The sequence below is a fragment of the Pseudomonas sp. GL_117 genome (assembly GCF_057835125.1).
Genome location: NZ_CM174418.1, coordinates 1,817,490 through 1,841,309 on the forward strand (window position 1 = coordinate 1,817,490; position 23,820 = coordinate 1,841,309).

Annotated in this window: 23 protein-coding genes and 1 pseudogene; 9 read left to right on the forward strand and 15 right to left on the reverse strand. The window is 58.7% G+C overall.

What is annotated here, in order from left to right; genetic code table 11:
* Positions 1–53 precede the first annotated feature (53 nt).
* On the reverse strand, positions 54–1,073 hold the full coding sequence (gene dusA / locus AC3ISR_RS08205) for a tRNA dihydrouridine(20/20a) synthase DusA (protein WP_489324681.1): 1,020 nt from the start codon (positions 1,071–1,073) through the stop codon (positions 54–56).
* Positions 1,074–1,176: 103 nt separating this feature from the next.
* Between dusA and AC3ISR_RS08210 the strand changes: the two are divergent.
* Positions 1,177–1,362, forward strand: a pseudogene (locus AC3ISR_RS08210) (hypothetical protein); the annotation flags it as partial.
* 195 nt (positions 1,363–1,557) lie between these two features.
* Entirely contained in the window at positions 1,558–2,178 is a 621-nt protein-coding gene (cysC, locus tag AC3ISR_RS08215) for an adenylyl-sulfate kinase (RefSeq protein ID WP_489324682.1), read from the forward strand.
* A 359-nt stretch (positions 2,179–2,537) separates the two neighbouring features.
* Here the strand turns inward: cysC and AC3ISR_RS08220 are convergent, their stop codons facing one another.
* The 3 genes from AC3ISR_RS08220 to AC3ISR_RS08230 all read right to left on the reverse strand — a co-directional run bounded on the left by AC3ISR_RS08220 (position 2,538) and on the right by AC3ISR_RS08230 (position 5,631).
* Positions 2,538–3,377, reverse strand: a complete 840-nt coding sequence (locus AC3ISR_RS08220; RefSeq protein ID WP_192298650.1) for a protein kinase family protein — start codon at positions 3,375–3,377, stop codon at positions 2,538–2,540.
* A 142-nt stretch (positions 3,378–3,519) separates the two neighbouring features.
* A complete protein-coding gene (locus AC3ISR_RS08225; protein WP_192298651.1) occupies positions 3,520–4,707 on the reverse strand; it encodes an MFS transporter in 1,188 nt (395 codons plus the stop codon).
* 288 nt (positions 4,708–4,995) lie between these two features.
* Entirely contained in the window at positions 4,996–5,631 is a 636-nt protein-coding gene (locus tag AC3ISR_RS08230; protein WP_192298652.1) for a Wzz/FepE/Etk N-terminal domain-containing protein, read from the reverse strand.
* A 497-nt stretch (positions 5,632–6,128) separates the two neighbouring features.
* Here AC3ISR_RS08230 and mqo point away from each other — a divergent pair, with 497 nt between their 5' ends.
* Complete coding sequence (gene mqo / locus AC3ISR_RS08235) at positions 6,129–7,775, forward strand: malate dehydrogenase (quinone) (protein ID WP_192298653.1); 1,647 nt, start codon at positions 6,129–6,131, stop codon at positions 7,773–7,775.
* A gap of 84 nt (positions 7,776–7,859) precedes the next feature.
* On the opposite strand, the gene AC3ISR_RS08240 is transcribed toward mqo, so the two are convergent.
* Positions 7,860–8,531 carry an NADPH-dependent F420 reductase gene (locus AC3ISR_RS08240; protein WP_489324683.1) on the reverse strand — a complete coding sequence of 224 codons (672 nt, stop codon included), beginning with the start codon at positions 8,529–8,531 and terminating at the stop codon, positions 7,860–7,862.
* A gap of 99 nt (positions 8,532–8,630) precedes the next feature.
* On the opposite strand from AC3ISR_RS08240, the gene AC3ISR_RS08245 reads away from it, so the two are divergent.
* A complete protein-coding gene (locus tag AC3ISR_RS08245; protein WP_192298655.1) occupies positions 8,631–9,557 on the forward strand; it encodes a LysR family transcriptional regulator in 927 nt (308 codons plus the stop codon).
* Positions 9,558–9,645: 88 nt separating this feature from the next.
* Positions 9,646–9,975: a hypothetical protein gene (locus AC3ISR_RS08250; protein ID WP_226455338.1), complete on the forward strand. Its 330-nt coding sequence runs from the start codon at positions 9,646–9,648 to the stop codon at positions 9,973–9,975.
* Positions 9,976–9,983: 8 nt separating this feature from the next.
* Here the strand turns inward: AC3ISR_RS08250 and AC3ISR_RS08255 are convergent, their stop codons facing one another.
* The 5 genes from AC3ISR_RS08255 to AC3ISR_RS08275 form a co-directional block, all read right to left on the reverse strand.
* Complete coding sequence (locus tag AC3ISR_RS08255) at positions 9,984–10,358, reverse strand: hypothetical protein (RefSeq protein WP_192298657.1); 375 nt, start codon at positions 10,356–10,358, stop codon at positions 9,984–9,986.
* 71 nt (positions 10,359–10,429) lie between these two features.
* Positions 10,430–10,825 (reverse strand): type II toxin-antitoxin system VapC family toxin, encoded by a 396-nt coding sequence (locus AC3ISR_RS08260; RefSeq protein WP_192298658.1) that lies wholly within the window; start codon positions 10,823–10,825, stop codon positions 10,430–10,432.
* Positions 10,822–11,079: an AbrB/MazE/SpoVT family DNA-binding domain-containing protein gene (locus AC3ISR_RS08265; protein WP_192298659.1), complete on the reverse strand. Its 258-nt coding sequence runs from the start codon at positions 11,077–11,079 to the stop codon at positions 10,822–10,824. Before AC3ISR_RS08265 ends, AC3ISR_RS08260 begins: the two co-directional genes overlap by 4 nt.
* Before the next feature lie 172 nt (positions 11,080–11,251).
* Positions 11,252–12,625: a nucleotide 5'-monophosphate nucleosidase PpnN gene (ppnN, locus tag AC3ISR_RS08270; protein WP_226455340.1), complete on the reverse strand. Its 1,374-nt coding sequence runs from the start codon at positions 12,623–12,625 to the stop codon at positions 11,252–11,254.
* Positions 12,626–12,774: 149 nt separating this feature from the next.
* Positions 12,775–13,599, reverse strand: coding sequence for an aspartyl/asparaginyl beta-hydroxylase domain-containing protein (locus AC3ISR_RS08275; protein WP_192298661.1), 825 nt, complete (start codon positions 13,597–13,599; stop codon positions 12,775–12,777).
* Positions 13,600–13,907: 308 nt separating this feature from the next.
* Between AC3ISR_RS08275 and fabV the strand changes: the two genes are divergently transcribed.
* Positions 13,908–15,104: an enoyl-ACP reductase FabV gene (gene fabV / locus AC3ISR_RS08280; RefSeq protein ID WP_192298662.1), complete on the forward strand. Its 1,197-nt coding sequence runs from the start codon at positions 13,908–13,910 to the stop codon at positions 15,102–15,104.
* Positions 15,105–15,179: 75 nt separating this feature from the next.
* On the opposite strand, the gene AC3ISR_RS08285 is transcribed toward fabV, so the two are convergent.
* Positions 15,180–16,415: an anthrax toxin-like adenylyl cyclase domain-containing protein gene (locus AC3ISR_RS08285; protein ID WP_489324684.1), complete on the reverse strand. Its 1,236-nt coding sequence runs from the start codon at positions 16,413–16,415 to the stop codon at positions 15,180–15,182.
* Positions 16,416–16,708: 293 nt separating this feature from the next.
* Here AC3ISR_RS08285 and AC3ISR_RS08290 point away from each other — a divergent pair, with 293 nt between their 5' ends.
* A complete protein-coding gene (locus tag AC3ISR_RS08290) occupies positions 16,709–17,332 on the forward strand; it encodes an HAD family hydrolase (RefSeq protein WP_463984337.1) in 624 nt (207 codons plus the stop codon).
* On the opposite strand, the gene AC3ISR_RS08295 is transcribed toward AC3ISR_RS08290, so the two are convergent.
* Positions 17,329–18,234 carry a LysR family transcriptional regulator gene (locus tag AC3ISR_RS08295; RefSeq protein WP_463984338.1) on the reverse strand — a complete coding sequence of 302 codons (906 nt, stop codon included), beginning with the start codon at positions 18,232–18,234 and terminating at the stop codon, positions 17,329–17,331. The two genes, AC3ISR_RS08290 and AC3ISR_RS08295, sit on opposite strands and share 4 nt — an antisense overlap.
* Positions 18,235–18,337: 103 nt before the next feature.
* Here AC3ISR_RS08295 and AC3ISR_RS08300 point away from each other — a divergent pair, with 103 nt between their 5' ends.
* Positions 18,338–19,507 (forward strand): aspartate aminotransferase family protein, encoded by a 1,170-nt coding sequence (locus AC3ISR_RS08300; protein ID WP_192298666.1) that lies wholly within the window; start codon positions 18,338–18,340, stop codon positions 19,505–19,507.
* Here the strand turns inward: AC3ISR_RS08300 and punR are convergent, their stop codons facing one another.
* Entirely contained in the window at positions 19,508–20,428 is a 921-nt protein-coding gene (punR, locus tag AC3ISR_RS08305) for a DNA-binding transcriptional activator PunR (protein ID WP_192298667.1), read from the reverse strand.
* A 122-nt stretch (positions 20,429–20,550) separates the two neighbouring features.
* On the opposite strand from punR, the gene punC reads away from it, so the two are divergent.
* The gene (gene punC / locus AC3ISR_RS08310; protein WP_489324685.1) at positions 20,551–21,735 is read left to right on the forward strand and encodes a purine nucleoside transporter PunC; all 1,185 of its coding nucleotides are present in this window, start codon (positions 20,551–20,553) and stop codon (positions 21,733–21,735) included.
* A 141-nt stretch (positions 21,736–21,876) separates the two neighbouring features.
* Here punC and AC3ISR_RS08315 read toward each other — a convergent pair whose 3' ends face one another.
* Together AC3ISR_RS08315 and AC3ISR_RS08320 are read right to left on the reverse strand one after the other, a co-directional pair.
* On the reverse strand, positions 21,877–22,710 hold the full coding sequence (locus AC3ISR_RS08315; RefSeq protein ID WP_192298669.1) for a nucleoside-binding protein: 834 nt from the start codon (positions 22,708–22,710) through the stop codon (positions 21,877–21,879).
* A 143-nt stretch (positions 22,711–22,853) separates the two neighbouring features.
* Positions 22,854–23,801 (reverse strand): LysR family transcriptional regulator, encoded by a 948-nt coding sequence (locus AC3ISR_RS08320; protein WP_463984341.1) that lies wholly within the window; start codon positions 23,799–23,801, stop codon positions 22,854–22,856.
* Positions 23,802–23,820 lie beyond the last annotated feature (19 nt).

Below are 23,820 nucleotides of genomic sequence, written 5' to 3' on the forward strand. Positions count from 1 at the left end.
CTGACGGTTTAATAGGAGGGCGAAAAGGCTGGCAGGTTCAACTCCGCTAACGGTCAGCGCCCATCCAGCAGAGCGGCTGCCTGATCGAGCAGTGCCAGTGGGTCGGCAGCCTTGTGAATATCCACCGACAACAACTGCCGGAACTTGCGCGCTCCAGGAAAGCCGGTGCCCAGCCCCAGCACATGCCGGGTGATGTGGTGCATCGAACCGCCTGTCGCCAAATGCGCCGCGATATACGGCCGAAGGTGCGCCAGCGCCTGCGCCCGCGTGATCACCGGCTGCGTGCTGCCAAATAGCTGCTGATCGACCTGCGCCAGCACATAGGGGTTGTGATACGCCTCGCGCCCCAGCATCACCCCGTCAAAGGTCTTCAAGTGCTCCTGGCACTGCTCCAGCGTCTTGATTCCACCGTTCAGGATGATCTCCAGCTCGGCAAAATCCCGCTTCAGCTGCGCCGCCACGTCATAACGCAAGGGCGGAATATCCCGATTCTCCTTGGGCGACAAACCCTCCAGAATCGCAATGCGCGCATGCACGGTAAAACTGGTGCAGCCTGCGTCCTTCACCTGCCCGACAAAATCACACAGCTCGGCGTAGCTGTCCCGGCCATTGATCCCGATGCGGTGCTTCACCGTTACCGGAATCGACACCGCATCGCGCATTGCCTTCACACAATCTGCCACCAGCGCCGGATGGCCCATGAGGCACGCGCCGATCATATTGTTCTGCACGCGATCACTGGGGCATCCAACGTTCAGGTTCACCTCGTCATACCCGGCGGCCTCGGCCATCCGGGCGCAGGCCGCCAAGTCCGCCGGAACGCTGCCACCCAGTTGCAGTGCCAACGGGTGCTCGGCGTCGTTGTGGCGCAGGAAACGCTCGTGGTCGCCATGCAGGATCGCGCCAGTGGTCACCATCTCGGTGTAGAGCAGTGCGTTTTTTGACAACAGGCGCAGGAAAAAACGGCAGTGGCGATCAGTCCAATCCATCATCGGCGCCACGCTGAAGCGGCGAGAGGGCTCGGAGCGGGAAAGGTTAGCGTTTGCTGGGGATTCGGCTTTTTCGGAGTTCATTAATACTGATCTTTTATACGGCGGTTTTTTCCCGTTTTCCCTTGTTTTCTGAAGTCGGTAGCTACGTAGTAGCAATCGACATTCGGCAATGTAGCAACTGGAAATGGGCACGATCACAGCACGTAAGCGCAAGGACAACTCGACAGCCTACGCGGCGCAGATACGGATCAATCGGGATGGCAAGACAGTTTATCAGGAAAGCCGAACCTTCGACTGTAAGCAGGTCGCCCAGGCCTGGGCCAAGCGACGGGAGACCGAGCTGGCTCAGCCAGATGAGTTGGGCCATGCAGCGCCGAACAGCCAGAGTTGGTGGAGTACGCGCAGCCCACGCCTTTTCAGCCGAATATCTATCTGGGTATTTGGAAGAAGTTTTGGCTGATTGCCTGGTGCGGTGACGTCGAGGTTTGCCGGCTACAATAAAACGTTGCCGAGTGGAATGCTCGGGCGGACATAATCAATGTGTTGTGAGGCGCTAGACTATTTTATGAATTCGCCGGTCAATAACCAGAATTTGACTTCTGTCAGCCACCATGTGAGCCAGGCTGAGCGTGCCCATTACATGGGGCATCCCGGCGCTGTACTTTGGTTCACTGGGCTCTCCGCCTCTGGCAAGTCGAGTCTGGCGATGGCGTTGGAGGCTCACCTGTTGAGGTCGGGTTACGCGTGCTACACCCTTGACGGGGATAATGTCCGCAAGGGGCTTAACGCCAATTTGGGCTTTTCAGAAGACGATAGAACAGAAAATATTCGCCGGGTAAGTGAAGTGGCGGCCCTGTTCGCTGATGCGGGCATGATTTGCATCACGGCGTTTATTTCACCCTATCGTGAGGGGAGGGCGCGTGCTCGTGCCGCTGCCTGCAACACTTCTTTTCATGAGATCTACATAGCGGCAGACTTGGCAACCTGTGAGATGCGTGACCCCAAGGGTCTATACCGCAAGGCCAGGGCCAAAGAGCTTCGCGATTTTACCGGTATAGACGCGCCTTACGAGCCGCCGCTGGCCCCTGATCTGATCATCGACACCGCTGGCCAGACGTTTGAGCACAGCTTGGGTCGACTGATTGAATATGTGGAAGAACATATCCTGCCTGGAACTGACAAGTAATCAGCCGCTTCACGCACAGGACAAACTGAGTTCAATGAGTGTTACTACCCCGTCATCAGAAGAACAGCCGACGTGTATTGAACCCGATGTTTTTAAACGATGCCTAAAACCCTGAAGTGTCCGTGGATATCGCCGACTATAAAGTCTCGACCCGTTTTTTTGGGATTAAACGATTGGACTTGGTACATGCTGAGTGATTTTATGAGTTGATATTCAGGTCTGAGACTATCGCTTGGCCGGGATTTTGCTAAAAAGTCCTGGGGGCAACATGCCCTATAAGGCCGCTGCAAACCCCATGCTTGCGGCGCTGCCTTCACTGAATCCGCACCCTGCTGCCGGACGGCATTCAGGGTTTGTGCTCACCCTGTAGTCACCGTGCCCTTATGAAAAATCTCCCGTCTGGCTCGGCGGCTTATATTTTCATACTTGCTTGCTGCATAGATGCTGTCGAATCGACGACGATCGATATCGCCATATTTGCTCAGCTCGTCCATGACGAGTTGGTCGTATTCCTGTTCGATCACAAAGCGGAAGACTTCCCGGCGATAATAGAACCCGAATTGAAACGCTAATACTTCGGCCAAGTAGTCCGTCGGAGTGAGGAAGCAGTTTTCCAGATCAATTGCCTTCGCGGGGCGTGCGTCGTCAAAATTGATCATCACGTTGTTTGCCCAGAAGTCCATGTGCACGATGCCTTTTTCGTGCAGGGCGCGAAGCAGGTCGAATGACCGCGTGATCAGGCTGCGGATGTCGCGGCTCTGGTTTAGCCACTCGAGACCATTGAGATGGTCATCGAGCATTTCGGTGAAGATAAAAAACTCCTGGATCAAGCCAATCGCCGATTTCCTGTAGCCAAAGCCCAGCAAGTTGGCGACGGGGGCCCCGCGTTTCTGTGCGCCGTAGGTGTTGATGACTTCTTCGACCGGCCAATCGAACGCGCCGTCGCGCTTGGCACGTCCGAGGGTCACTCTCAATTTTGGCTTGAGGCTGTCGAGGGGTTGAAACTTGGCAAAAAGGTCGCTTTCCATGCCTTGAAGCGGGGCGCTGATGCGGTGCGGTAGCTGGTGTCGGCTGTCGATAAGGCTCTGGATCGCCAACTCGACACTGCTATCTGTTTCTTGTGTCAGAAAAATCCTGGCGTTGCGGTGGTCGAGTGTTGCTGGAAAGCTCCGAAGCACACCTGGGTCGGGGAAAATCAAAACACGTCCTTGTCATGGAGGAAATATGACGGGAATGTTACACGTGAGGTGCTATTGGATCCAACCTGAACCTAACCTGTCTGATAAATAAATAACTGTCCGCAGTTGGGCTTTGTTGCATTGACAGGTACGTCTCGATCGTTTAATCGCCTCCGCGCATCCGACGGGCTACCAGGTAAAGCCCCAGCCCAATCAAGGCCGTCGCTGCGCCAATGTAGCCGGTGCTGGTCCACCCCAGGCCTGCAGTGATCGCGATCCCGCCAAACCATGGTCCCAACGCATTGGCCAAGTTGAATGCCGCGTGGTTGGACGCCGCCGCCAGGCTTGGTGCTTCGTGGGCAATGTCCATCAGGCGGATCTGCAGCGGTGCTGCCAGTGACACCATGGTGCCGACCAGGCCGATGCCCAGCAACACACCCCAAAGCGATCCGGCAGCGAAAGGGAAGAACACCAGCACGGCCATCGACCAGACCAATATCAACCCCACGGCGCGGAACTGCATACGATCGAACAGCTTTCCGCCGGCAATATTGCCGATGATGCCGCCAACGCCAAATGCGGCCAGGCCGAAGGGGATCCACTGAGGCGCGACCTTGGTCACTTCGAGCATGGTCGGGGCCAGATAGCTGAAGACGCAGAACATGCCGGCAAAACCGATGGCGCCAATCGACAGGGCCATCCACACCTGGGGTTTGGTGAAAGCGCGCAGTTCCTTGCGTGGGTCGCTGCGCGGTTCGTCATGACGCTCGGGGACGAAGCGCCAGACCAGGGCGATGGTGCAGAGGGCGATCAGGCTCACCAGCGCAAACGCCGAACGCCATCCCAGATGCTGCCCCAGGAAAGTCGCGATTGGATTGCCCAGTAGCATGGCCAGAGTCAAGCCCATCATTACGCGCGCGACGGCACCGGCGCGCTTGTCCGAGGGCACCATGCTGGACGCTACTACGGCGGCAATCCCAAAGTAAGCACCGTGGGGCAGGCCGCTGACAAAGCGGAACGCCACCAGGGAGCTGAACGTCGGGGTGAAGGCGGTCGCCAGGTTGCCCAAGGCATAAAGACCCATCAGCAATAGCAGCATATGTTTGCGCAATAGCCTGGCGCCAAGGATTGCCAGCAGCGGGGCGCCGACCATTACGCCCAGGGCATACGCGCTGATCGCATGGCCCACCTGGGGTTCGCTCAGGTGCAGGTTGCTGGCGATGTCGGGCATCAAGCCCATGATCGCAAATTCGCCGGTACCAATCGCGAAGCTGCCGACGGCCATCGCCGCTTCCATTTTGGCGGCGCTGCGCGCGGGCAGTACGTGCCCAGGTGTTTGTTGGGTGGACATGGAATGCTCTGTTCTCAAGGGGCGCAAGGTAAGCCGGTGATGCTAAAGAACGTCAAGGGAGGCGTCTAGGAAAGGCTTTTCACACCAGAGTTCAGGGCTTTCAGGCGCTTGGCGTTCAGGTGTGGTTTGGTCCATAGAATGCGCAGGGTAGAAGAGTCGTTAGTGAGTGGTGGCGCAGGGATTTCATACGATCGCTCGAATCCTCGATGAGTGTTTAATAAAAACCGCTGCGAATGCGCTGATTGTTTTTAAATAGTGGTTCTTATGGTCTGTCCAGCATCAATAGTGTTAGTCGCGATTCGTACGCTCATAATGAGATTTGAGCAGGGGTAGCAAGGCCAATAAACACCCCACTAATAGTCCCAGGAAAATACCCGCTACCAAATACGGTGTTATGGCTTTTGCGTTTTTTATTTTGACTTTACCCAGGGTGTTGAATGCCCTGAGGCTGTGATCAACCGTCAGGGACGGTAGGCTGAGGGCAAGGGCCTGTGTGTTGGCGGTATCCAATATCGATTTCAGTTTCGATATAGCCAGTTCTTTTGAGTTTGCCTTGAACGACGCCAGATGGACGTAGGGTTGGGGCGTGCCCACGATGTCAACCTTGTTGGCTGTCATGATGCCCATGGCGATGTAGTACACATCGTCCTGGATCGAGCTGTAGAGCTTGATTTCTATCGGTTGTGTCGTCGAGACGGGCACCGTTTCGGTGCTGCGCACTTCTCTGTACATACTCAACAATGAGCCTTTGGTGATATAGCTGCTGGCAACCCATTTAGGGGGTGAAAAGTAAAACGCAGCCAACGCAATCACTACTCCAATCACAACGGCTATACTTATTTTTATTTTATTTTTCCATAAGGCATGGATGAATGGCAGGAGATCTATTTCATCATCGTTGTATTGATTATTCGGCTTCGTCATGCTTCTCACGAGAGATCCTTTTTAATACGTTTCGATGATTGTAGATTAGTTAAATGCATTTGCTGTTACAGCGTTACCGGACAATGACAATATCGATTGTGGCGGGAGGCGAAAGGTTCCAATCTGCTACGGTATGGCTTTTGCTCCGGTAGCCCGCCGATGTCGGGATTCGACCGCTGAGTCCACATCAGACGCCCCATCCTCCTCGGGCATGATATTCTGCGCGCCATCTTGGTCTGAGCTTTCCTCGGCACGTACACCCGAATACGTGCCGGCGGATGACTGTCGCCGAGGTAGCTGAAGCCAATAATGATAAGAAGTCAGCGCAGAAGGGACATAAAAGTGAGGTCGATACGTCGGCCTTGTGTGCCCACCCTGCGGTCCTGAAGTGAATGTGCAAACCCTATCTCGCGGTGCGTTGCCTGGCGCAGCGTGAAGGAGGGTCGTCCATGATTAGGGGCAGTGGGGCGGATGGCGTTTTATCATAGGTGCTACTGATGTTTAAGAAAGTAAACACTGCCCTGCTGGGGCTGGCTTTGTCGATGGGGATCACGTCCGTTCACGCGGAAGAGGCAAAGAAAGTCGATGTGCTGCTGATCGGCGGCGGCATCATGAGTGCAACCCTGGGTGTATGGCTCAATGAGCTGGAGCCGGGTTGGTCGATGGAGATGGTCGAGCGCCTCGATGGCGTCGCCGAAGAAAGCTCCAACGGCTGGAATAACGCGGGTACCGGTCACTCGGCTCTGGCTGAACTGAACTACACCCCGGAAGACAAGAACGGCAACGTTGAGATCCCGAAAGCGGTCGAAATCAACGAAGCATTCCAGATCTCCCGTCAGTTCTGGTCCTGGCAGGTCCAGCAGGGCGTGCTGAAGAACCCACGTTCGTTCATCAACACCACTCCGCACATGAGCTTTGTGTGGGGCGATGACAACATCAAGTTCCTCAAGAAGCGTTACGAAGCCCTGCAAGCCAGCCCGCTGTTTGCCGGCATGCAGTACTCCGAAGACCCGGCGCAGATCGCCAAGTGGGTCCCGCTGATGATGGAAGGGCGTGACCCGAACCAGAAAATCGCGGCTACCTGGAGTCCGCTGGGTACCGACATGAACTTTGGCGAAATCACGCGCCAATTCGTCGCTCACCTGCAAACCACGCCCAAGTTCGACCTGAAACTGTCGAGCGAAGTGCAGGACATCACCAAGAACGCCGACGGTTCGTGGCGTGTCAGCTACAAAAACCTGAAAGACGGCACCAAGACCGAAACCGACGCCAAGTTCGTGTTCATCGGCGCGGGTGGCGGTGCATTGCACCTGCTGCAAAAATCCGGCATTCCTGAAGCCCGGGAATACGCTGGCTTCCCGGTAGGTGGTTCGTTCCTGGTGACCGATAACCCAACCGTGGCCGAGCAGCACCTGGCCAAGGCCTACGGCAAAGCGTCGGTTGGCGCGCCACCGATGTCGGTTCCGCACTTGGACACCCGCGTGCTGGATGGCAAGCGCGTGATCCTGTTTGGCCCATTCGCAACCTTCTCCACCAAGTTCCTGAAGGAAGGTTCGTACCTGGACCTGCTGACCAGCACCACCACCCACAACATCTGGCCAATGACCAAAGTCGGTATTCGTGAATACCCACTGGTCGAGTACCTTGCTGGCCAACTGATGCTGTCGGATGACGACCGCTTCAAGGCGCTGCAAGAGTACTTCCCGAACGCCAAGAAAGAAGACTGGCGCCTGTGGCAAGCCGGTCAGCGCGTGCAGATCATCAAGCGTGACGAAGAGCAGGGCGGCGTCCTGAAGCTGGGCACCGAAGTGGTCAGCTCTGCCGACAACACCATTGCAGGCCTGCTGGGTGCATCGCCGGGCGCGTCCACCGCGGCTCCGATCATGCTGACCGTGCTGCAGAAAGTGTTCAAGGACAAGGTTGCGACCCCTGAGTGGCAGGCCAAGCTGCACCAGATCGTACCGAGCTATGGTACCAAGCTGAACGACAGCCCTGAAGCGGTTGCCAAGGAATGGGCCTACACCGCCGGTGTCCTGCAACTGCCGACACCGCCTGTGATCCCACAAAGCGCCGCGCCAAAGGCTGTCGAGGCTGCAAAGCCTGCGGCTGAGCCGAGCAAGCCGGCGTCTGATCTGGCGTTGTAAGAAGCAGCTGTGGTCCCACGGACCACGCTGAAACAAAAAAGCCCGCTGAACCGGCAACGGTCAGCGGTTTTTTTTGTGCGCAGGTTACCCGTGGGTGCGAACCCGCTCGACTGCAGGCAATTCCACCGTTCGCTCGGCTGCGGCCAGCGCCGCCTTCAAGGCGTGCTGGTCCAACCGGACACAATAGGCCGGTTTGGCCCGCTCAAATCGCCAGCTTTCATCCAGCCCACCGGCATCCACCGCGTCGAAACCCAACTCATCAAGCAATCGGATCACTTGCGCATTTGCCGCTGCATCATCCGCAGCCACTGGCAGCGCACGGCGGTCGGTGGCGCCGTGAGGGCGCGCATCCTGGGTCAGCTCCGGCGCAAAGATCGCATTGAACACCTTCACTACGTGCGCGTGTGGCAGATGGTCGGCGAGCAGCCGGCTGGTGGTGGTTTCAAAACGGTCCAGCACTGGGATGTGCCCGTCGCGCTGCGGATAGTAATTGTTGGCATCCATCACCGTCTTGCCTTCCAGCCATTGCGGGAGCACGGCGCGATAGTGCTCCAGGGGAATCGCTATGAGCACCAGTTCGCCGAACTTGGCCGCGTCTTCCGCGCGGCCGACTTGAACACCGGGTATGCCGCTGAGCACGCTGCTCATGGTTTGTGGGCCACGGGAGTTGCTCAACATCACCTCATGCCCGGCAGCCAGGGCCAACTGGGCAACGGCGCGCCCGATGAATCCTGCTCCAATAACGCCAATGTTCATGTCCTTGCTCCAGTGGATTGCGGGAGTGGTTATGATGATTGGCAACCATTTGGTGATAAATGATCGTTCTGGTGTTGCTGTTGTTACTGGGAGTAGGGAATGATGGACCGTCTTTCAAGCATGAATGCTTTCGTGATGGCTGCCGAATCAGGCTCCTATGCCCGTGCGGCCGAGCGCTTGAACATGTCGGCACAGATGGTCGCCAAACACGTCGCGGCACTCGAGCAACGTCTCGGTGCCCGCCTGCTCAATCGCACCACGCGGCGGCAAAGCCTGACGGAGTTGGGCAGTGCGTACTACGAGCGTTGCAAACATATTCTGACGGAGGCTGATGCCGCCGACTCGCTGGCGCAGATCATGAACGACACGCCGCGTGGCAAGCTGAAAGTCACTGCGCCGGTGACGTTTGGTTCCTACAGCCTGATGCCCTTGATCACCCAATTTCTACGCGACCACCCGGATGTGGAAATCGACCTGCACCTGACCGACCGATTCGTCGATCTGGTGGAGGAGGGTTACGAGGTGGCATTTCGCATTGGTCCCCTCGCGACCACCGGCCTCACCGCGCGACCACTTGCGCCTTATCGTCTGGTGGTTTGCGCGGCGCCCGCTTACCTGGCAGCGAGAGGTCTACCGCTGACACCGGCAGACCTTGAGCACCACGAATGCCTGGGCTACGCCTTTTGGTCTCGCCCGGCGGATCGCGAGTGGGTTTTTCACCAGGGCGCGACGTCTTACACCGTGCCGGTTGCCAGTCGTTTGCGGATCAACGAAAGCAGGGCCCTGATGTCGGCTGCGCTGGATGGTTTTGGTATCGTCCTCGGCCCGGAAGATTTCTTGCGTGTGGCGTTGGCCAAGGGCGAGTTGGTCCGGGTACTGCCTGACTTCGATGCGCCAAGTCGGCCGATGCATCTGGTCTATACCGCCAACCGCCAGCGCACGGCCAAGCTGCGGCGATTTGTCGAGGCTGTGTTGCAGCGTTTCGGCGGCGATGGGTTCAGCAACCCGACAGACACTACCTGTTAAAAATACTCCAGGCCAAGCAGGAGCGTGGCTGCAGCAAGGGGGGATTTTGTCGGTGCAGGTGTAGGGCGATGACGCCCGAGGGGTTTGTATGTTGCTACGTTATGCGGCATTGGCGGCGGTGGTCGTCGCGGCATCCGGGTGTGTGCAAGAGCGTGTCGTGCATGAACGCAGGCCGGTTCAGCGTGAATACGTCGAGGTGATTGCCCCGCAGCCGCCGCCCGTGCAGGTGATCGAAGTCGAGCCGCCAGTCCGTTATGGCTACGTATGGTCGCGCGGTTACTGGCGTTGGGCGGGTGGGCGTTACGTTGCGGTTCACGGCCATTGGGAGCCGGTGCGCGAGGGGTATCGCTACGTGCATCCGCATTGGGTGCAACGTAGTGATGGTTACCACTGGCAGGGTGGTGGCTGGGTGCGTTGAGCCCCAGGCTAGCTCGGCTTCTTGATACCCAGCAGCCGAACTTCCCGCAATAGCGCGGCACCGAGCTGATCGGTGCCCAGTTCCTTGTAACCCACCGCCTTGATCTCGCCGTTCTCTTCCGCCTGGATGATGATCACCGGCGTTTCCTTGCCGGTGGTTTCGTCGACATGCATGGCGTACTGCGGAATATCCAGCTTGATCGGCGTACCCGCCGCTTCACCTTTCACATTGATCAGAAACGCCGCACAACCCGTATCGACGTCCGCACTGGTGGCGGAGCGGCCACTGACAAAGCAGGTTTGCGGGAGGTCGGGCCAGATGATGGTGTTGGCGCTGGCCAAGGGCGATGCAATGCTCAGGATTGCGAGAAGAAGCGTACGCACGTGGGTCTTTCTCTCGATCAAGGTTGAACGGGATTTTTACCAAAGCCTCAATGTCGTCGCAACACTACGGTTCAGCCCAGTCGTTTCATGCCAGGTGCCTTGGCCGTTTCAATGTCAAAGGTGGCCGTGTACTCGCACCCCGCCGCGTGGCCGCAGCGTTCGATCAGGCAGTCGGCAAAATCGGCTTTGTTCGCGCTGAAGCGGCGCAGTGCCTGCCAGATGATCTCGGCATGCTCGATGGTGATTTCACGGGTGCGCAAAAGCGTTTCCAGCACCGTCACCACCTCCTGCTTGAGGCATTGGTAGCAACTTTGCAGAACCCACACCAGTTCAACTACCGACACCAGGCTGACAAAGCCCGGCGACAGGGTGGTGAGCGATTCGATCAGCGCGGATGCCTTGGGCGATTGCACAGGGTCATCCTGGGTGACATAGCGCACCAGCACATTGGTATCCAGGCCGATCATCGCGCTTTTGCCCCTTGCGCCGCGATGGCGCGGCTCATGTCGTCAAGGGACACGGGCTTGGCGGGTTTGCGGATCAGGCCCTTGAGGTCACGCACGGTTTTGCTCGCCGCAATCAGCGAGAACTGGCCGTCTTCCATTTCGACAAATTCCACGCGGTCGCCTGTTTCCAGGCCCAGGGCGGTCCTGACCTGAACGGGAATAGTGATTTGCCCTTTTGAGGTAAGTGTGGCGGTTGCCATAGTGAGAATCTCCATGGTGATATTCCTTACGTTAGGGTAAGGAATTATGGAGGACAAGATCCGTTGGTCCATAGGTTGCGCCTCGTGCAGTGGGTGAATCGGAATAACTGAACCCTGGTCCGATTCACCGCATCAGCACGCCCAGCAACGGGGCCAAAGCGCTACAACGTATGACCAACTGATGGCGTTATTGCACCACGCGGTAACACGGCACATACGCCGCGCCGCCCGGCAACTTCATGCGGTGCTGGGCGACGAATGCCTGCAACAGCTCGTCCAGCGGTTTCATGATCGCCGCATCGCCGTGGATCTCGTACGGGCCGTTCTCTTCGATCAGGCGGATGCCTTTGTCCTTGACGTTGCCCGCCACAATGCCCGAGAACGCGCGGCGCAGGTTGGCCGCCAACTCATGGGGCGGCAGCGCATGGCTCAGTTGCAGGCTGGCCATGTTGGCGTGGGTCGGGTCGAAGGGGCGCTGGAAACCTTCATCGATCTTCAGCAGCCAGTTGAAGTGAAACGCGTCGTTGCGCTCGCGACGGAACTGTTTCACTGCCTTGAGCCCGGCCGTCATCTGGCGGGCCACTTCGGCCGGGTCGTCGATGATGATCTGGTAGTGCGCCTGCGCCGCTTCGCCAAGGGTTGCACCGACGAACGCGTGCAGTTGCTGCAGGTATGGCGCGGCGTGTTTCGGCCCGGTGAGGATGACCGGAAACGGCAAGTCCTTGTTGTCCGGGTGCATCAGGATGCCCAGCAGGTACAGGAACTCTTCGGCCGTCCCGGCGCCGCCCGGGAAGATGATGATGCCGTGGCCGACACGCACGAAAGCTTCCAGACGTTTTTCGATATCCGGCAGGATCACCAGTTCGTTGACGATCGGATTCGGCGCTTCCGCCGCAATGATGCCCGGCTCGGTCAGGCCCAGGTAGCGCCCGCCGGTAATCCGTTGTTTGGCGTGGGAAATGGTCGCGCCTTTCATCGGACCTTTCATCACGCCCGGGCCGCAGCCGGTGCACACATCCAGGCTGCGCAGCCCCAGTTCGTGGCCGACTTTCTTGGTGTATTTGTATTCTTCGGTGTTGATCGAGTGCCCGCCCCAGCACACCACGATCTTAGGCTCGACACCGGGGCGCAGCGTACGGGCGTTGCGCAACAGGTGGAACACGTAGTCGGTGATGCCCTGGGAGTTGCTAAGGTCGATGCGCTGGCTGTCCAGCTCGTTCTCGGTGTAGACGATGTCGCGCAGAGCGCTGAACAGCATTTCGCGGGTGCTGGCGATCATTTCGCCATCGACGAACGCGTCGGCTGGCGCGTTCAGCAGTTCCAGGCGCACGCCGCGGTCCTGCTGGTGGATGCGCACTTCAAAATCTTTGTAGGCGTCGAGGATGGTCTTGGCGTTGTCGATATGCGCGCCGGTGTTGAGGATCGCCAGGGCGCACTGGCGGAACAGGGTGTAGATACTGCCGGTGCCGGCTTCGCTCAGTTGTTGCACTTCACGTTGGGACAGGGTTTCGAGGCTGCCCTTGGGGCTGACGGAGGCATTGATGACTTGACGTTGGGGCATTCTGATTCCTTGAAAGCGCAGCCATCGCACCCCCATGGGCTGCGATGGCTAGAGAAGAATGGGCGCCGAACTCGGTCGCACGAGACGGATATTTACCTCAGGCCCAAGGCCGAGTGCAAACACCGTCCCGCACCATCATGCCGCAGAACTTACTGAATCAGCTTCCAGTTTTTGTAGAAAACCCGACGCAGGGTAAAGACCATCCCGGCAAACCCCGCGATCACGGCCTTGAGCACCGAAGGCAGCGGCGTTGGTCGCACGATGTCGATAAACAGGCAGTAGCGCTTGGCGTCGTTTTTATTGAAGGATGCGTGCATCAACGTGTCATCGAAAATAAACAGTGGATCGTCGTGCCAGTAATGTTTGTGCTGGCCCACCTGGATGTACACGCCCTCGTGATGGGGAGCAGGTGCCATGTTGTAAAGCACACGAAACATCATGCGCAGCGGGCCGAAGTGAAAGGAGGTCGAACGGTTTTCGTTGAATACCGATACGCCGATGGTCTTCACGAATGGCAGCTTTTCCCGCAGTTTCGGGATGTCCAGCGTGGTTTCGATAGGGCGTCCGTACCACTGGAAAAACAACATGCCGCGTTTTTTCTCGGCCATGCGTTCATCCAGGTAACCGATGATTTCACCCTTGTGGGCCATGGCCTCATCGATCACTTGCTGCAAGTCTTCGCGCCAGGCGGGCGGCAGGTCGTGCATCGTATAAACGTGGCGATTGCGCGAGCTCAACAGGTCGAACAGCGTGTTGAACGGCGCCAGCAGCCAGGTGTTGCGGCCGCTGCCGATAAAGTATTTCTTGATGGTGGGGGCGTCATACAGCCCATTGCGCAGGAAGTCGTAGATCCCACAGACCAGTACCAGGCCAAGAAACACCGCGGTGGTCAGGGGGAACAGGCAAATGATCAGCAAAACGCCGAGTATCCAGGCGATCGACACTGCTTTTTTGCGTAGGGCAGACGTGTTCATGCAGCTCAGCTCCGGCAGGACGCCATTCGACAGGTCCGTATCCGTGGCCGCGAGTGGTGGGGTTTGAAACATGTTGAAACAATCGCGCCATGATAAGGCGTCCGGTGCCGCAGAGTCGTTTTAAATATTGCAAAATTGTGAAGGCTTTACACAGTTTTTCACCGGATATGGGTTTTACCGATTGGATTTTGTAAACAGAAGATTTGCGACTATCGTGACGCTTCGGTTTTTCGGACGTCATAGACCGGTACGATTGAAGTTGAATGGCCACCACTGGCCATCGACCCCTTGGAAGAGGCAGAAATTTTATGATCATCAAACCGCGGGTTCGTGGCTTTATCTGTGTGACCGCTCACCCTGTTGGCTGTGAAGCGAACGTCAAGGAACAGATCGACTACGTGACCCAACACGGCGCCATCGAAGGCGGCCCCAAGAAGGTGCTGGTCCTCGGCGCTTCCACCGGCTACGGCCTGGCCGCGCGCATCAGTGCTGCGTTTGGCTGCGGCGCCGACACCCTGGGCGTGTTTTTTGAGAAAGAGGGCGAAGAAGGCAAGCTCAGCTCCGCCGGTTGGTACAACAGCGCTGCATTCGAAAAGTTTGCCGTCGAGAAAGGCCTGTACGCCAAGAGCATCAACGGCGACGCGTTCTCCGACGAGATCAAGCGCCTGACCATCGAGACCATCAAGAAAGACCTGGGCAAGATCGACCTGGTGGTCTACAGCCTGGCTGCACCACGCCGCACCGATCCAAAAACCGGTGAAGTGTACAACTCCACCCTCAAGCCGATCGGCAAGGCTGTGACCCTGCGGGGTATCAACACCGACAAGGGCGTGGTGGTCGATACCACCCTTGAGCCTGCGACCCAGGAAGAAATCGCCGGCACCGTCAAAGTGATGGGCGGTGAAGACTGGCAGCTGTGGATCGACGCCCTGCGTGACGCCGACGTTCTGGCCGAAGGCGCCAAGACCACCGCGTTCACCTACCTCGGTGAAAAGCTGACCCAGGACATCTACTGGAACGGCTCCATCGGCGAAGCCAAGAAAGACCTCGACAAGAAAGTCCTGACCCTGCGCGACAACCTTGCTGCGCTGAAGGGCGATGCCCGCGTGTCCGTGCTCAAGGCCGTGGTTACCCAGGCCAGCTCGGCAATCCCGATCATGCCGCTGTACCTGTCGCTGCTGTTCAAAGTGATGAAAGAGCAGGGCACCCACGAAGGTTGCATCGAGCAGGTCTACGGCCTGTTCAAGGACAGCCTGTACGGCAGCCAGCCGAAACTCGACGCCGACGGCCGCCTGCGTGCCGACCTGGCCGAGTTGGAGCCGAAGGTCCAGGACGCCGTGGCAGCATTGTGGGATCAGGTGACCGATGACAACGTCGACGAGATCAGCGATTTCGCCGGCTACAAGGCTGAATTCCTGCGCTTGTTCGGCTTCGAGGTCGAGGGCGTGGACTACGACGCTGATGTGAATCCGACCGTGAAAATCAATGGTCTTGTCTCTGCATAAATAGGTGTCGGGGTCGACAACAGCAGCCTCAATCGCCGCGTCATGAGGCTGCTGTCTTGTTTGCGCCTCACAGCGTCAGCCTTGGCCAAAGGCTGACGCCAACCGTTCTTGGGCCTGGACGAAGCCAGAGCGCTTGATACTGTTCACTTCGCTTTCCCAAAGTGGATTCAGGGGCACGTGATAGCCGCTGTCCTTGGCTGTTCTTATCAGTTCCGCCATCTCTTTGCGGTCGTTGATGATGCAGATTTCGTCAAATCGCCCTAGCCGGGTCGGCAGGAAGAACGTTGCCGGGTAATTGGCGGCAACGTCCGTCGCAGGGCTGCCAGAGTCCGCATTGTGGTGAACCACCCGCTCTCCATCACCGACCAACTGGTGATTGATCAGCTTTATCATGTCCGTTATTCGCTGTGTGGCGTTGCCCAGGTCGAAGTTTTCCTTTCGATAGAAATGTTCGGTGTCTTCATAGTCTGCGCGTAACGCTTCGGGCACCTCGAACACCGACGGGTCTGGTTGTCGCTGTCTGTAGCGATCAATTCTCTGCGTGAAAACACTGTGCGCAATATCGGGCACCGGGATCTTATCCTGTGCTCCGAAATCGCTGAGGTGGGGCGCGACCATGTGCAGGTCATAGTCGGCTGTCAACGCCTTGCCTGTTTCGGATTTGGCCAGGACTTCGACGGGTTTGTCCTTATGGGTAATGGTATAGCTGTCTTCCGTTGGCGCTGTGCGCTTGCCTTCGAATGCATACACCTCCTGGCTTGGCGCTCTGGCGTTGAAACGCAGCGTGCCGTCCTGCTCGTTCACGGCCAGCTGAGTGATCTGACCGAGTTGTATCAACTCGCCGAGGCGGTTGCGTGAGAGCTTCAAGGGGATCGCAACCGCATGCGTGTCCTTTATGCATTCCTCGACTTGTCTATTGGCTCGCGCAACCTTTTCGGGTTCGCAGACGTTGAACTTTTCAAGCTTGCTGAAGGCCTGGTCCTTGCAGATCAGGCCCGCTTGCGGCCCCCAGTTGGCGCTTTTTCCCTTGATATGATAGTCCTTGGTGGGATGCCCGTTCTCAATCAATCCGGTAGCGACCGCTTCCACGGGGCGTACGCCGATGATGGAGTTGGTCTGCGCCGCAATCCTCTGCAAGGGCACAAGGTGGCTCGGGGCTATTCCGGTCTTTCCTCGGACACGTTCGAATGCCGCGTATATCGGATCATTCATGTCTTGGAGGGGGCCAGCCGGTTGATGGGGTAGGGTGTGTTGCAAGGTGTTCAAGCTGAGCGCAGAAGGTGAAATAGCTGAGGTGAGTAAACCGGTCATTGAATTGCTCCACTTCGTGTTCGCCGGGACGTTGGATGTTCCCTTCCAGCCCAAAGCGCTCCTTCGGTTACGCAGGAAACACTAGAGCAGCCGTTATTTTGTTGGGAGAAGTGAGTGTTACTAATGATGTGAAAAAGAAGCGCAGAGGAAGTGTTCAAGGCCGTAATACAAGGGGCATAGCTCTGTATTCTGTTCATGTGTCGTGAAATTATCAGAACAGTCGTACGCATGTTTGCTTGCCGGGGCGTGCCATGCGCATGGGAGACTGGCGTATCGCACTAACGGAGGTGGGCATGGCTATTCGTGCAGTAGTTTTTGATTTTGGCGGTGTCCTGTTCGATTGGAACCCGCACCACCTGTACCGCAAGCTGATTGCCGATGACCACGAACGGCAATGGTTCCTCGACAACATCTGCACCCAAGCCTGGAACACCGAGCAGGACGCCGGTCGCAGCCTGGCGGACGGCACCCGCAGCCTGATCGAGCAATTTCCCCAGCATGAACGCCTGATCCAGGCCTATTACGAGCGTTGGCACGAGATGCTGCGTGGCTCCTTGCCCGAAGGCGTGGCGATCCTCAAGGCATTGCACCAGGCCAGCATGCCGTTGTTCGGGCTGACCAACTGGTCTGCCGAGACCTTTCCCTATGCGCGGGCCAACTACCCGTTCCTGCAGTGCTTTCGCGACATCGTCGTGTCAGGCGAATTGAAACTGATCAAGCCCGATGCGGCGATCTATCAGGCAAGCCTTGGCCAGGTCCGCGCGCACTTGCCGGATATTCAGCCCGCTGAAGTCGTGTTTATCGATGATGTCGCCGGCAATATTGGCGCCGCCGTCGCCCTCGGTTGGCAAGGCATTCACCATGTGTCGGCCGAGCACACCGCTGCGCGGTTGCGTGAGTTGGGAGTGGGCTTCTAGCGCGCCCACTTTTCCATGGCGAAATCGACGAATGCTCGCAGTTTGGGCAGGCGGTAACGGTCCTGGCCGTACAGCAAATGCATGGGGCGACTGGGCAGTTGGTAGGCCGTCAGCAAAGCCACCAGTTTTCCCTCCTGCAAGTCGGGCCGCACCAGGGCATCGGGCAGCATGACGATGCCCATGCCTTGCACGGCTGCCTGGCGCAAGGCCTGGGAGCTGTTGATGGTCAGCGAGCCGGACACCGGGATTTCCACTTCGCCTGCCGCGCCGCTCATGCGCCACAGCTTGTCGGCGTTGCGCCAATCGTCGGTGGACGGGTAGGCGAACGCCAGGCAGTCATGTTGCTGCAAGTCTTCGGGAGTCTGTGGTGTGCCACGTCGCGCCAGGTAGCCCGGTGAGGCGCAGAGGGTGATGGTGTAATCCTGCATCGGCCGGGCGATCAGGCTTGAGGGTTCCAGTTCGCCCAGGCGGATGGCCACGTCGAAGCCGCTGTCGACCATGTCCATGCGTTGATTGCTGAGCACCACATACAGCTTGATCAGCGGGTAGCGTTGGGAAAATTCGCTCAAGGCCGGGGCCAGGCGCTCGGTGCCGAAGGCGGGTGGGGCGGTGATGCGCAAGGTGCCTTTGGGTACATCACTGTGGGCTTGTTCGGCGAGTTGTTCGGAGTCGGCCACCAGTCCCAGCACTTCCAGGCAACGCTGGTAATACTGCCCGCCGAATTCCGTGAGGCTCTGTTTGCGAGTGGTGCGCTTGAGCAGGCTGACGCCCAGGCGTTGCTCCAGGGCGCGCAGGTGATTGCCGACCATGGTGGTCGACATCCCGCAGGCCTGGGCGGCGGCGGTCATGCTGCCGGCTTCCACTACTTTCACGTAAACCGACATCGCCTGGAACAGGTCCATTATCAATCCCTGGTTTAAAGTTATTGCAGGAAAGCGCAGTTTATCCAGCTCAGGTGGCTAACGATACTGTTGGCATCACAATGAAGCACTGGAGCCTGACACCATGACCGCCGCCTGCCTGATGAGCACTTATCAACCCTTGGCCCTGAGCTTTACCCGCGGCCTGGGCACGCGCCTATGGGACCAACAGGGCCGCGAATACCTGGACGCGGTGGCGGGCGTGGCCGTGACCAACGTCGGGCATTCCCATCCAAAATTGGTGACAGCCATCAGCGAACAGGCGGGTTTGCTGCTGCACACTTCCAACCTCTACAGCATCGACTGGCAGCAACAGCTGGCCCAGCGCCTGACCCGACTGTCCGGCTTGGACCGCGCGTTCTTCAACAACTCGGGGGCCGAAGCCAACGAGACGGCGTTGAAGCTGGCGCGTTTGCATGGCTGGAAAAAAGGCATCGAAGAGCCTCTGGTGGTAGTCATGGAAAACGCTTTCCACGGCCGTACCCTTGGCACCATGGCCGCCAGCGATGGGCCATCGGTACGCCTGGGCTTCCAGCGTTTGCCAGGGGATTTTCTCAAGGTGGCTTTTGGGGACCTGGCGGCGATAGAAGCCATCACCCAAACGTTCGGCACGCGTATCGCGGCGGTACTGTTGGAACCCATCCAAGGTGAAAGTGGCGTGCTGCCTGCACCGCCGGGTTACCTGCAAGCCCTGCGCGATCACTGTACGCGCCACGGTTGGCTGCTGATGCTCGACGAAATCCAGACCGGCATTGGCCGCACGGGGCGTTGGTTTGCCTTCCAGCATGAAGGTATCGTGCCGGATGTGATGACCCTGGCCAAAGGCCTCGGCAATGGCGTGCCGATTGGTGCCTGCCTGGCGCGCACGGCGGTGGCGCAACTGTTCACGCCCGGCAGCCACGGCAGCACATTTGGTGGCAACCCGCTGGCCTGCCGCGTGGGCTGCACCGTGCTGGAGATTATTGAGGAGCAAGGCTTGCTGCAGAACGCCGCGCAACAGGGCGAACGTTTGCTGGCGCGGCTGCGCGTGGAATTGAGCGAGCATCCGCAAGTGTTGGCGATTCGCGGGCAGGGCCTGATGATCGGTATCGAACTGGCCAGCCCTTACCGCGACCTGGCCCAGCGTGCAGCCCAGGAGCATGGCCTGTTGATCAACGTGACGCGGGGCAAGGTCATCCGTTTGCTGCCGCCGCTGACGCTGGAGGCGAAAGAGGTCGAGATGATCGTGCGAGCCATCACCCGCCTACTGAATTGATCACAGGGCGAGTGTGGGCCCATTGAGCCATTCCTGGTTCAGGGTCTCGGTGTCTCCGAGGTATTCCAACAACCACGCCATCGCCGGCGACAGTTTGTTCGGCGCCCAGGCCACGCACGACGGGCTGGCCGGAAACGGCCGGGTCAGTTGCAGCGCCACCAACTCGCCGCGCTCGATCCATGGCGATACCTGATGCGCCGGCGCCATGCCGATACACAGGCCGTCGCGCAGGCAGTCAATTGCCGACGGCCAATTCGGCACCACCAGCCGCCGCTGATTATCCAGGGTCCAGGTGTCGCGCTTGGGCAGATTGCGCGAGGTATCGGTCATGCACAGCGAGGCGAAGGGCCGCAGTTGATCGTCACTGAGCAGGCCTTCTACCGCCGCCAGCGGATGCTGTGCACTGACCACGCACAGCCAATTCAACAGCCCCATGTCGCGAAAAGTGAAATGGCTGGCCACGGGCACCGCACTGGTGGCGCCGATCACGATGTCGGTGCGTTCGTCCGCCAGGGCATCCCACACGCCGTTGTACACCTCGTATTCCAGCAGCAGTTCCACCTCGGGAAATTGGCGATAGAAATCCAGCACCAATTGCCGACAACGCTGGGGTTTGACGATGGAATCCACCGCGACTTTCAACTGGCCGCTCCAACCGTTGGCCACCTGCTGGCACATGCGCCGGGTGCCGAGCATTTTTTTCATGACCCCACGGGTTTCGTCGACGAACAGTCGGCCGGCCGCAGTCAGCTCGACATCACGGTGGCGCCGCACAAACAACGGCACGGCCAACCACTCCTCTATCTGACGCACCGTATAGCTGATGGCCGACGGCACGCGGTTCAATTCCTGCGCCGCAGCGCTGAAGCTGCCATGCCGGGCCACCGCATCGACTACATCCAGGGAGTATTCGGACCACATGAAGGCTGCCTTCAAAATTATTGATAAGAGTATCCAATTATTATCGCTTCACACAGGAACTGTCAGCTTCATAATAGGCGCCAGTCAGCAAATAGTTTGATGGCAGGATCAACAAGGTTTCGATGAAAAATTCTTTTGGTTTCACTTGGTATCTGGCGGGGCTGAGCATGCTCGGTTACCTCGCCATGGACATGTACTTGCCGGCGTTCGGCGCCATGGGCGCGCAGTTGCAGATTGGCGCGGGGGCGGTGGGCGCCAGCTTGAGTATTTTCCTTGGCGGTTTCGCGCTGGGGCAGTTGGTATGGGGGCCGTTGTCCGACCGCCTGGGGCGCAAGCCGATCCTGCTCGCGGGCTTGAGCCTGTTTGTGCTGGGTTGCGCGGGTATGTTCTGGGTCGAGACGGCGGCGCAGTTGCTGGCGCTGCGCTTTATCCAGGCGATTGGCGTGTGTTCCGCCGCCGTGAGCTGGCAGGCGCTGGTGATTGACCGTTATCCGGCCGACAAGGCTCATCGCGTGTTCGCCAGCATCATGCCGTTGATGTCTCTGTCGCCGGCCCTGGCGCCGTTGCTGGGGGCGATGGTGTTGAACCATTTGGGTTGGCAGGCGATCTTCGGGGTATTGCTCGGTGTGTCGCTGCTGCTGTTATTGCCGACATTGTTCCTGCGCACTGTGCCGAAACGTCGGACGCAAGAAAGCGAACCCGTGCGCCTCGGTTATGGCCAGTTGCTCGGTTCCCGCGTGTTTACCGGCAACGTAATGATCTTCGCTGCCTGCTCTGCCAGCTTCTTCGCCTGGCTGACGGCTTCCCCCTTCATCCTTGGCGACATGGGCTACAGCCCGAACGATATTGGCCTGAGCTACGTGTTGCCCACGTTGGCGTTTCTGGTCGGCGGTTATAGCTGCCGCAGCGCCTTGCAGCGTTTCCAGGGCAAGACGCTGTTGCCCTGGTTGCTGGTGGCGTATTGCATCAGCATGTTGGCGTTGTACCTGGTGGCGACGTTGAGCGTGCCGACTCTCACCACGTTGTTGATTCCGTTCTGCCTGATGGCGTTGGTCAACGGTGCCAGTTACCCCATCGTGGTGGCGAATGCACTGATGCCATTTGCCGAAAACTCCGGCAAGGCGGCCGCCCTGCAAAACACCCTGCAACTGGGGCTGTGCTTTCTCAGCAGCTTGCTGGTGTCCTCGCTGATCGATCAGCCGCTGTTGATTACCGTCATCGTGATGTTGGCGACCGCGCCGTTGGCGGTGTTGGGTTATTGGCGGGCGCGGCCGAAGGCTGACAATGGCGAACTGGCGAACGTTTGACCTGAAAATTCGATGAAAAAATGTGGGAGCGGGCTTGCTCGCGAATGCGGTAGATCAGTCAATGCTGTTCCAACTGATACACCGCATTCGCGAGCAAGCCCACACATTTTGATCCGGTTTCTTCAGTTGCCTGGCGGTAGGCTAAAAGGTGATTTCCATATTCACCGTCGGCGTTGAAGTACGACTGCCCCGGCCGCCGTCCACACCAAATTTGTTGTGCCAATACTCATAACCCACGCCGAGATACAGGTTCGGCTTCACGCTTTTACCCGGGCGCACCGCCACCATCAACGCGCTGCGCATCAGCGCTTCCGGCGCGGTGTCGCGGCCGTGGTAGTCCTCGCCTTTCTCGCCGACGTAGTTGATGAAACCCTGGAATTTCGCCGCATGGTTGGCGATTTCGAACGGGCGCATCCAGGTCAGATTGAGCATGTAGGTGTCGTCGAAGGTGTGGTTCGACTCCCGCGCGCCAGGGATGCCGGTATGGTTCTTTTCCTTGTAGTACAAAAGGCTCAGGTCCAGCACACCGACGGTGTTGAACTTCAAGGTCGGGCCAATCACCACCGCACGTTTTTTCGCCGAGGCGAAGTTGTTGTTGCGGTTGGCATCGAAGCCCAGGGTCAGCGCGTAATCCTTGATCAGGCCGGTGCCCAGCGGCACATCAAATACCCGTGAGGCATACAGTTGGTGGCGGTACACCGCATACACCTCGCTGCCGCCATGGTCAGTACCCTTGCGTGGGTCGCTGCTGTCGGAGAGGAACACATCCAGGTTCAGAAAGTTGCTGCCGTACGCGTAGCCGCTGGCGTGGGTGAAGCTGTAGATGCGCTTGCTGAATTCGTCGGGGTTGTTCGGATTGGTGAACTGTTGGCCGTAGCGGAATCCTACGCTGTTGTTCATCCATTCCACCGCGACAGCCTCCCCGCCGCCGAGGAGTGCGAGTAATACGGTTGCGCCGTGCAGTGCCTTTTTCATTGTTTTAGTTCCTTTGGCGTTTGGCTCATGGCGGCCTTGCAGGGGCCGCCGGGCGCAGTATCGACACAAGGCTGGCGCGCACCAAAGAACAGAATCTCGCCTGGGCCGATGCCGAAACGGCAGCAGCCGGGTTGCCCGAGAAGTCAGGAAATACGTGGCGCTGCGCCGGTTTCGTCGCGTTCGCGCAGGGCGATTTCTTCGCCCAACAAATGCGCCAGCGCCTGCACGGCCACCGGCAGGTCGCGGTCCTTGCGTGCATACACGCCCAAATCGCTGAAGATGCCACCCTGGTCACTCAACGGGATATGCAGCAGTTCGCCGCGCGCCAGGTCGGCCTCGATGCCGATACGGGTCTGGAAGGCGATGCCCAATTGCTGGCGTGCCAGTTGCCGGGCCAGTTCCATCGAGTTGCTGTGCAGCAGGGCTTTGCCTGGTGCCGCGCGTTTGTGCAGCGGCGCGATCAGGTGGTGCACCGACAGCTCGCTCTTGGCCTGGATCACTCCGTGTTCGCAACACTGCCCGTAGCTGACGCAGCTTTCACCCGCCAACGCGTGCGCCGGTGCCATGAGTGCACCCAAGCGGAAATGGCCGACACACAGCTGGGTGATTTCGCCACTGCGGGGTAGGGCAAATGCCAGCCCCAGATCCGCCTGGCCGTTGATCACCGCGCTGGGGATCGACTGCGAACCCTGCACCGTGACGCCAATCGTGACCTTCGGATAGCGCTCGCGCATGCGCTTGAGTGCGGTGGGCAGCAGTTCGACGGCGGCACCTTCCACCGTGGCGATCTCCACGTGGCCGGTCTGCACACCATGCAAGCCATCCAGTTCGCCGCGCACCCGTTCCACATCCTGCAGCAGCAAGCTGATGTGGCGCGTCAGGATCTCGCCCGCCGCCGTCACGCGCAGGCCGCCGGGCAAACGCTCGAACAACGTTGCGCCCATCTCGTCCTCCAGCTTGAGGATCTGCCGGTTCACCGCCGACGACGCCACGTTCAGGCGCCGCGCGGCTTCGCGGATCGAGTGACAGCGTCGCACCATGTCGAAGTAGTAGATGGCCGGGGCGTGGATGCGCAGTTTGCGGTTGAGCATTTTTTTTCAGGTCCTTTTG

Excerpts from the sequence above, each read along its gene's own strand:
- dusA (WP_489324681.1), bottom strand. The coding sequence starts at position 1,073 with ATGAACTCCGAAAAAGCCGAATCCCCAGCAAACGCTAACCTTTCCCGC.
- cysC (WP_489324682.1), top strand. The coding sequence starts at position 1,558 with ATGAATTCGCCGGTCAATAACCAGAATTTGACTTCTGTCAGCCACCAT.
- AC3ISR_RS08225 (WP_192298651.1), bottom strand. The coding sequence starts at position 4,707 with ATGTCCACCCAACAAACACCTGGGCACGTACTGCCCGCGCGCAGCGCC.
- AC3ISR_RS08230 (WP_192298652.1), bottom strand. The coding sequence starts at position 5,631 with ATGACGAAGCCGAATAATCAATACAACGATGATGAAATAGATCTCCTG.
- mqo (WP_192298653.1), top strand. The coding sequence starts at position 6,129 with ATGTTTAAGAAAGTAAACACTGCCCTGCTGGGGCTGGCTTTGTCGATG.
- AC3ISR_RS08240 (WP_489324683.1), bottom strand. The coding sequence starts at position 8,531 with ATGAACATTGGCGTTATTGGAGCAGGATTCATCGGGCGCGCCGTTGCC.
- AC3ISR_RS08245 (WP_192298655.1), top strand. The coding sequence starts at position 8,631 with ATGATGGACCGTCTTTCAAGCATGAATGCTTTCGTGATGGCTGCCGAA.
- AC3ISR_RS08250 (WP_226455338.1), top strand. The coding sequence starts at position 9,646 with ATGTTGCTACGTTATGCGGCATTGGCGGCGGTGGTCGTCGCGGCATCC.
- AC3ISR_RS08260 (WP_192298658.1), bottom strand. The coding sequence starts at position 10,825 with ATGATCGGCCTGGATACCAATGTGCTGGTGCGCTATGTCACCCAGGAT.
- AC3ISR_RS08265 (WP_192298659.1), bottom strand. The coding sequence starts at position 11,079 with ATGGAGATTCTCACTATGGCAACCGCCACACTTACCTCAAAAGGGCAA.
- ppnN (WP_226455340.1), bottom strand. The coding sequence starts at position 12,625 with ATGCCCCAACGTCAAGTCATCAATGCCTCCGTCAGCCCCAAGGGCAGC.
- AC3ISR_RS08275 (WP_192298661.1), bottom strand. The coding sequence starts at position 13,599 with ATGAACACGTCTGCCCTACGCAAAAAAGCAGTGTCGATCGCCTGGATA.
- fabV (WP_192298662.1), top strand. The coding sequence starts at position 13,908 with ATGATCATCAAACCGCGGGTTCGTGGCTTTATCTGTGTGACCGCTCAC.
- AC3ISR_RS08285 (WP_489324684.1), bottom strand. The coding sequence starts at position 16,415 with ATGACCGGTTTACTCACCTCAGCTATTTCACCTTCTGCGCTCAGCTTG.
- AC3ISR_RS08290 (WP_463984337.1), top strand. The coding sequence starts at position 16,709 with ATGGCTATTCGTGCAGTAGTTTTTGATTTTGGCGGTGTCCTGTTCGAT.
- AC3ISR_RS08295 (WP_463984338.1), bottom strand. The coding sequence starts at position 18,234 with ATGGACCTGTTCCAGGCGATGTCGGTTTACGTGAAAGTAGTGGAAGCC.
- AC3ISR_RS08300 (WP_192298666.1), top strand. The coding sequence starts at position 18,338 with ATGACCGCCGCCTGCCTGATGAGCACTTATCAACCCTTGGCCCTGAGC.
- punR (WP_192298667.1), bottom strand. The coding sequence starts at position 20,428 with ATGTGGTCCGAATACTCCCTGGATGTAGTCGATGCGGTGGCCCGGCAT.
- punC (WP_489324685.1), top strand. The coding sequence starts at position 20,551 with ATGAAAAATTCTTTTGGTTTCACTTGGTATCTGGCGGGGCTGAGCATG.
- AC3ISR_RS08315 (WP_192298669.1), bottom strand. The coding sequence starts at position 22,710 with ATGAAAAAGGCACTGCACGGCGCAACCGTATTACTCGCACTCCTCGGC.
- AC3ISR_RS08320 (WP_463984341.1), bottom strand. The coding sequence starts at position 23,801 with ATGCTCAACCGCAAACTGCGCATCCACGCCCCGGCCATCTACTACTTC.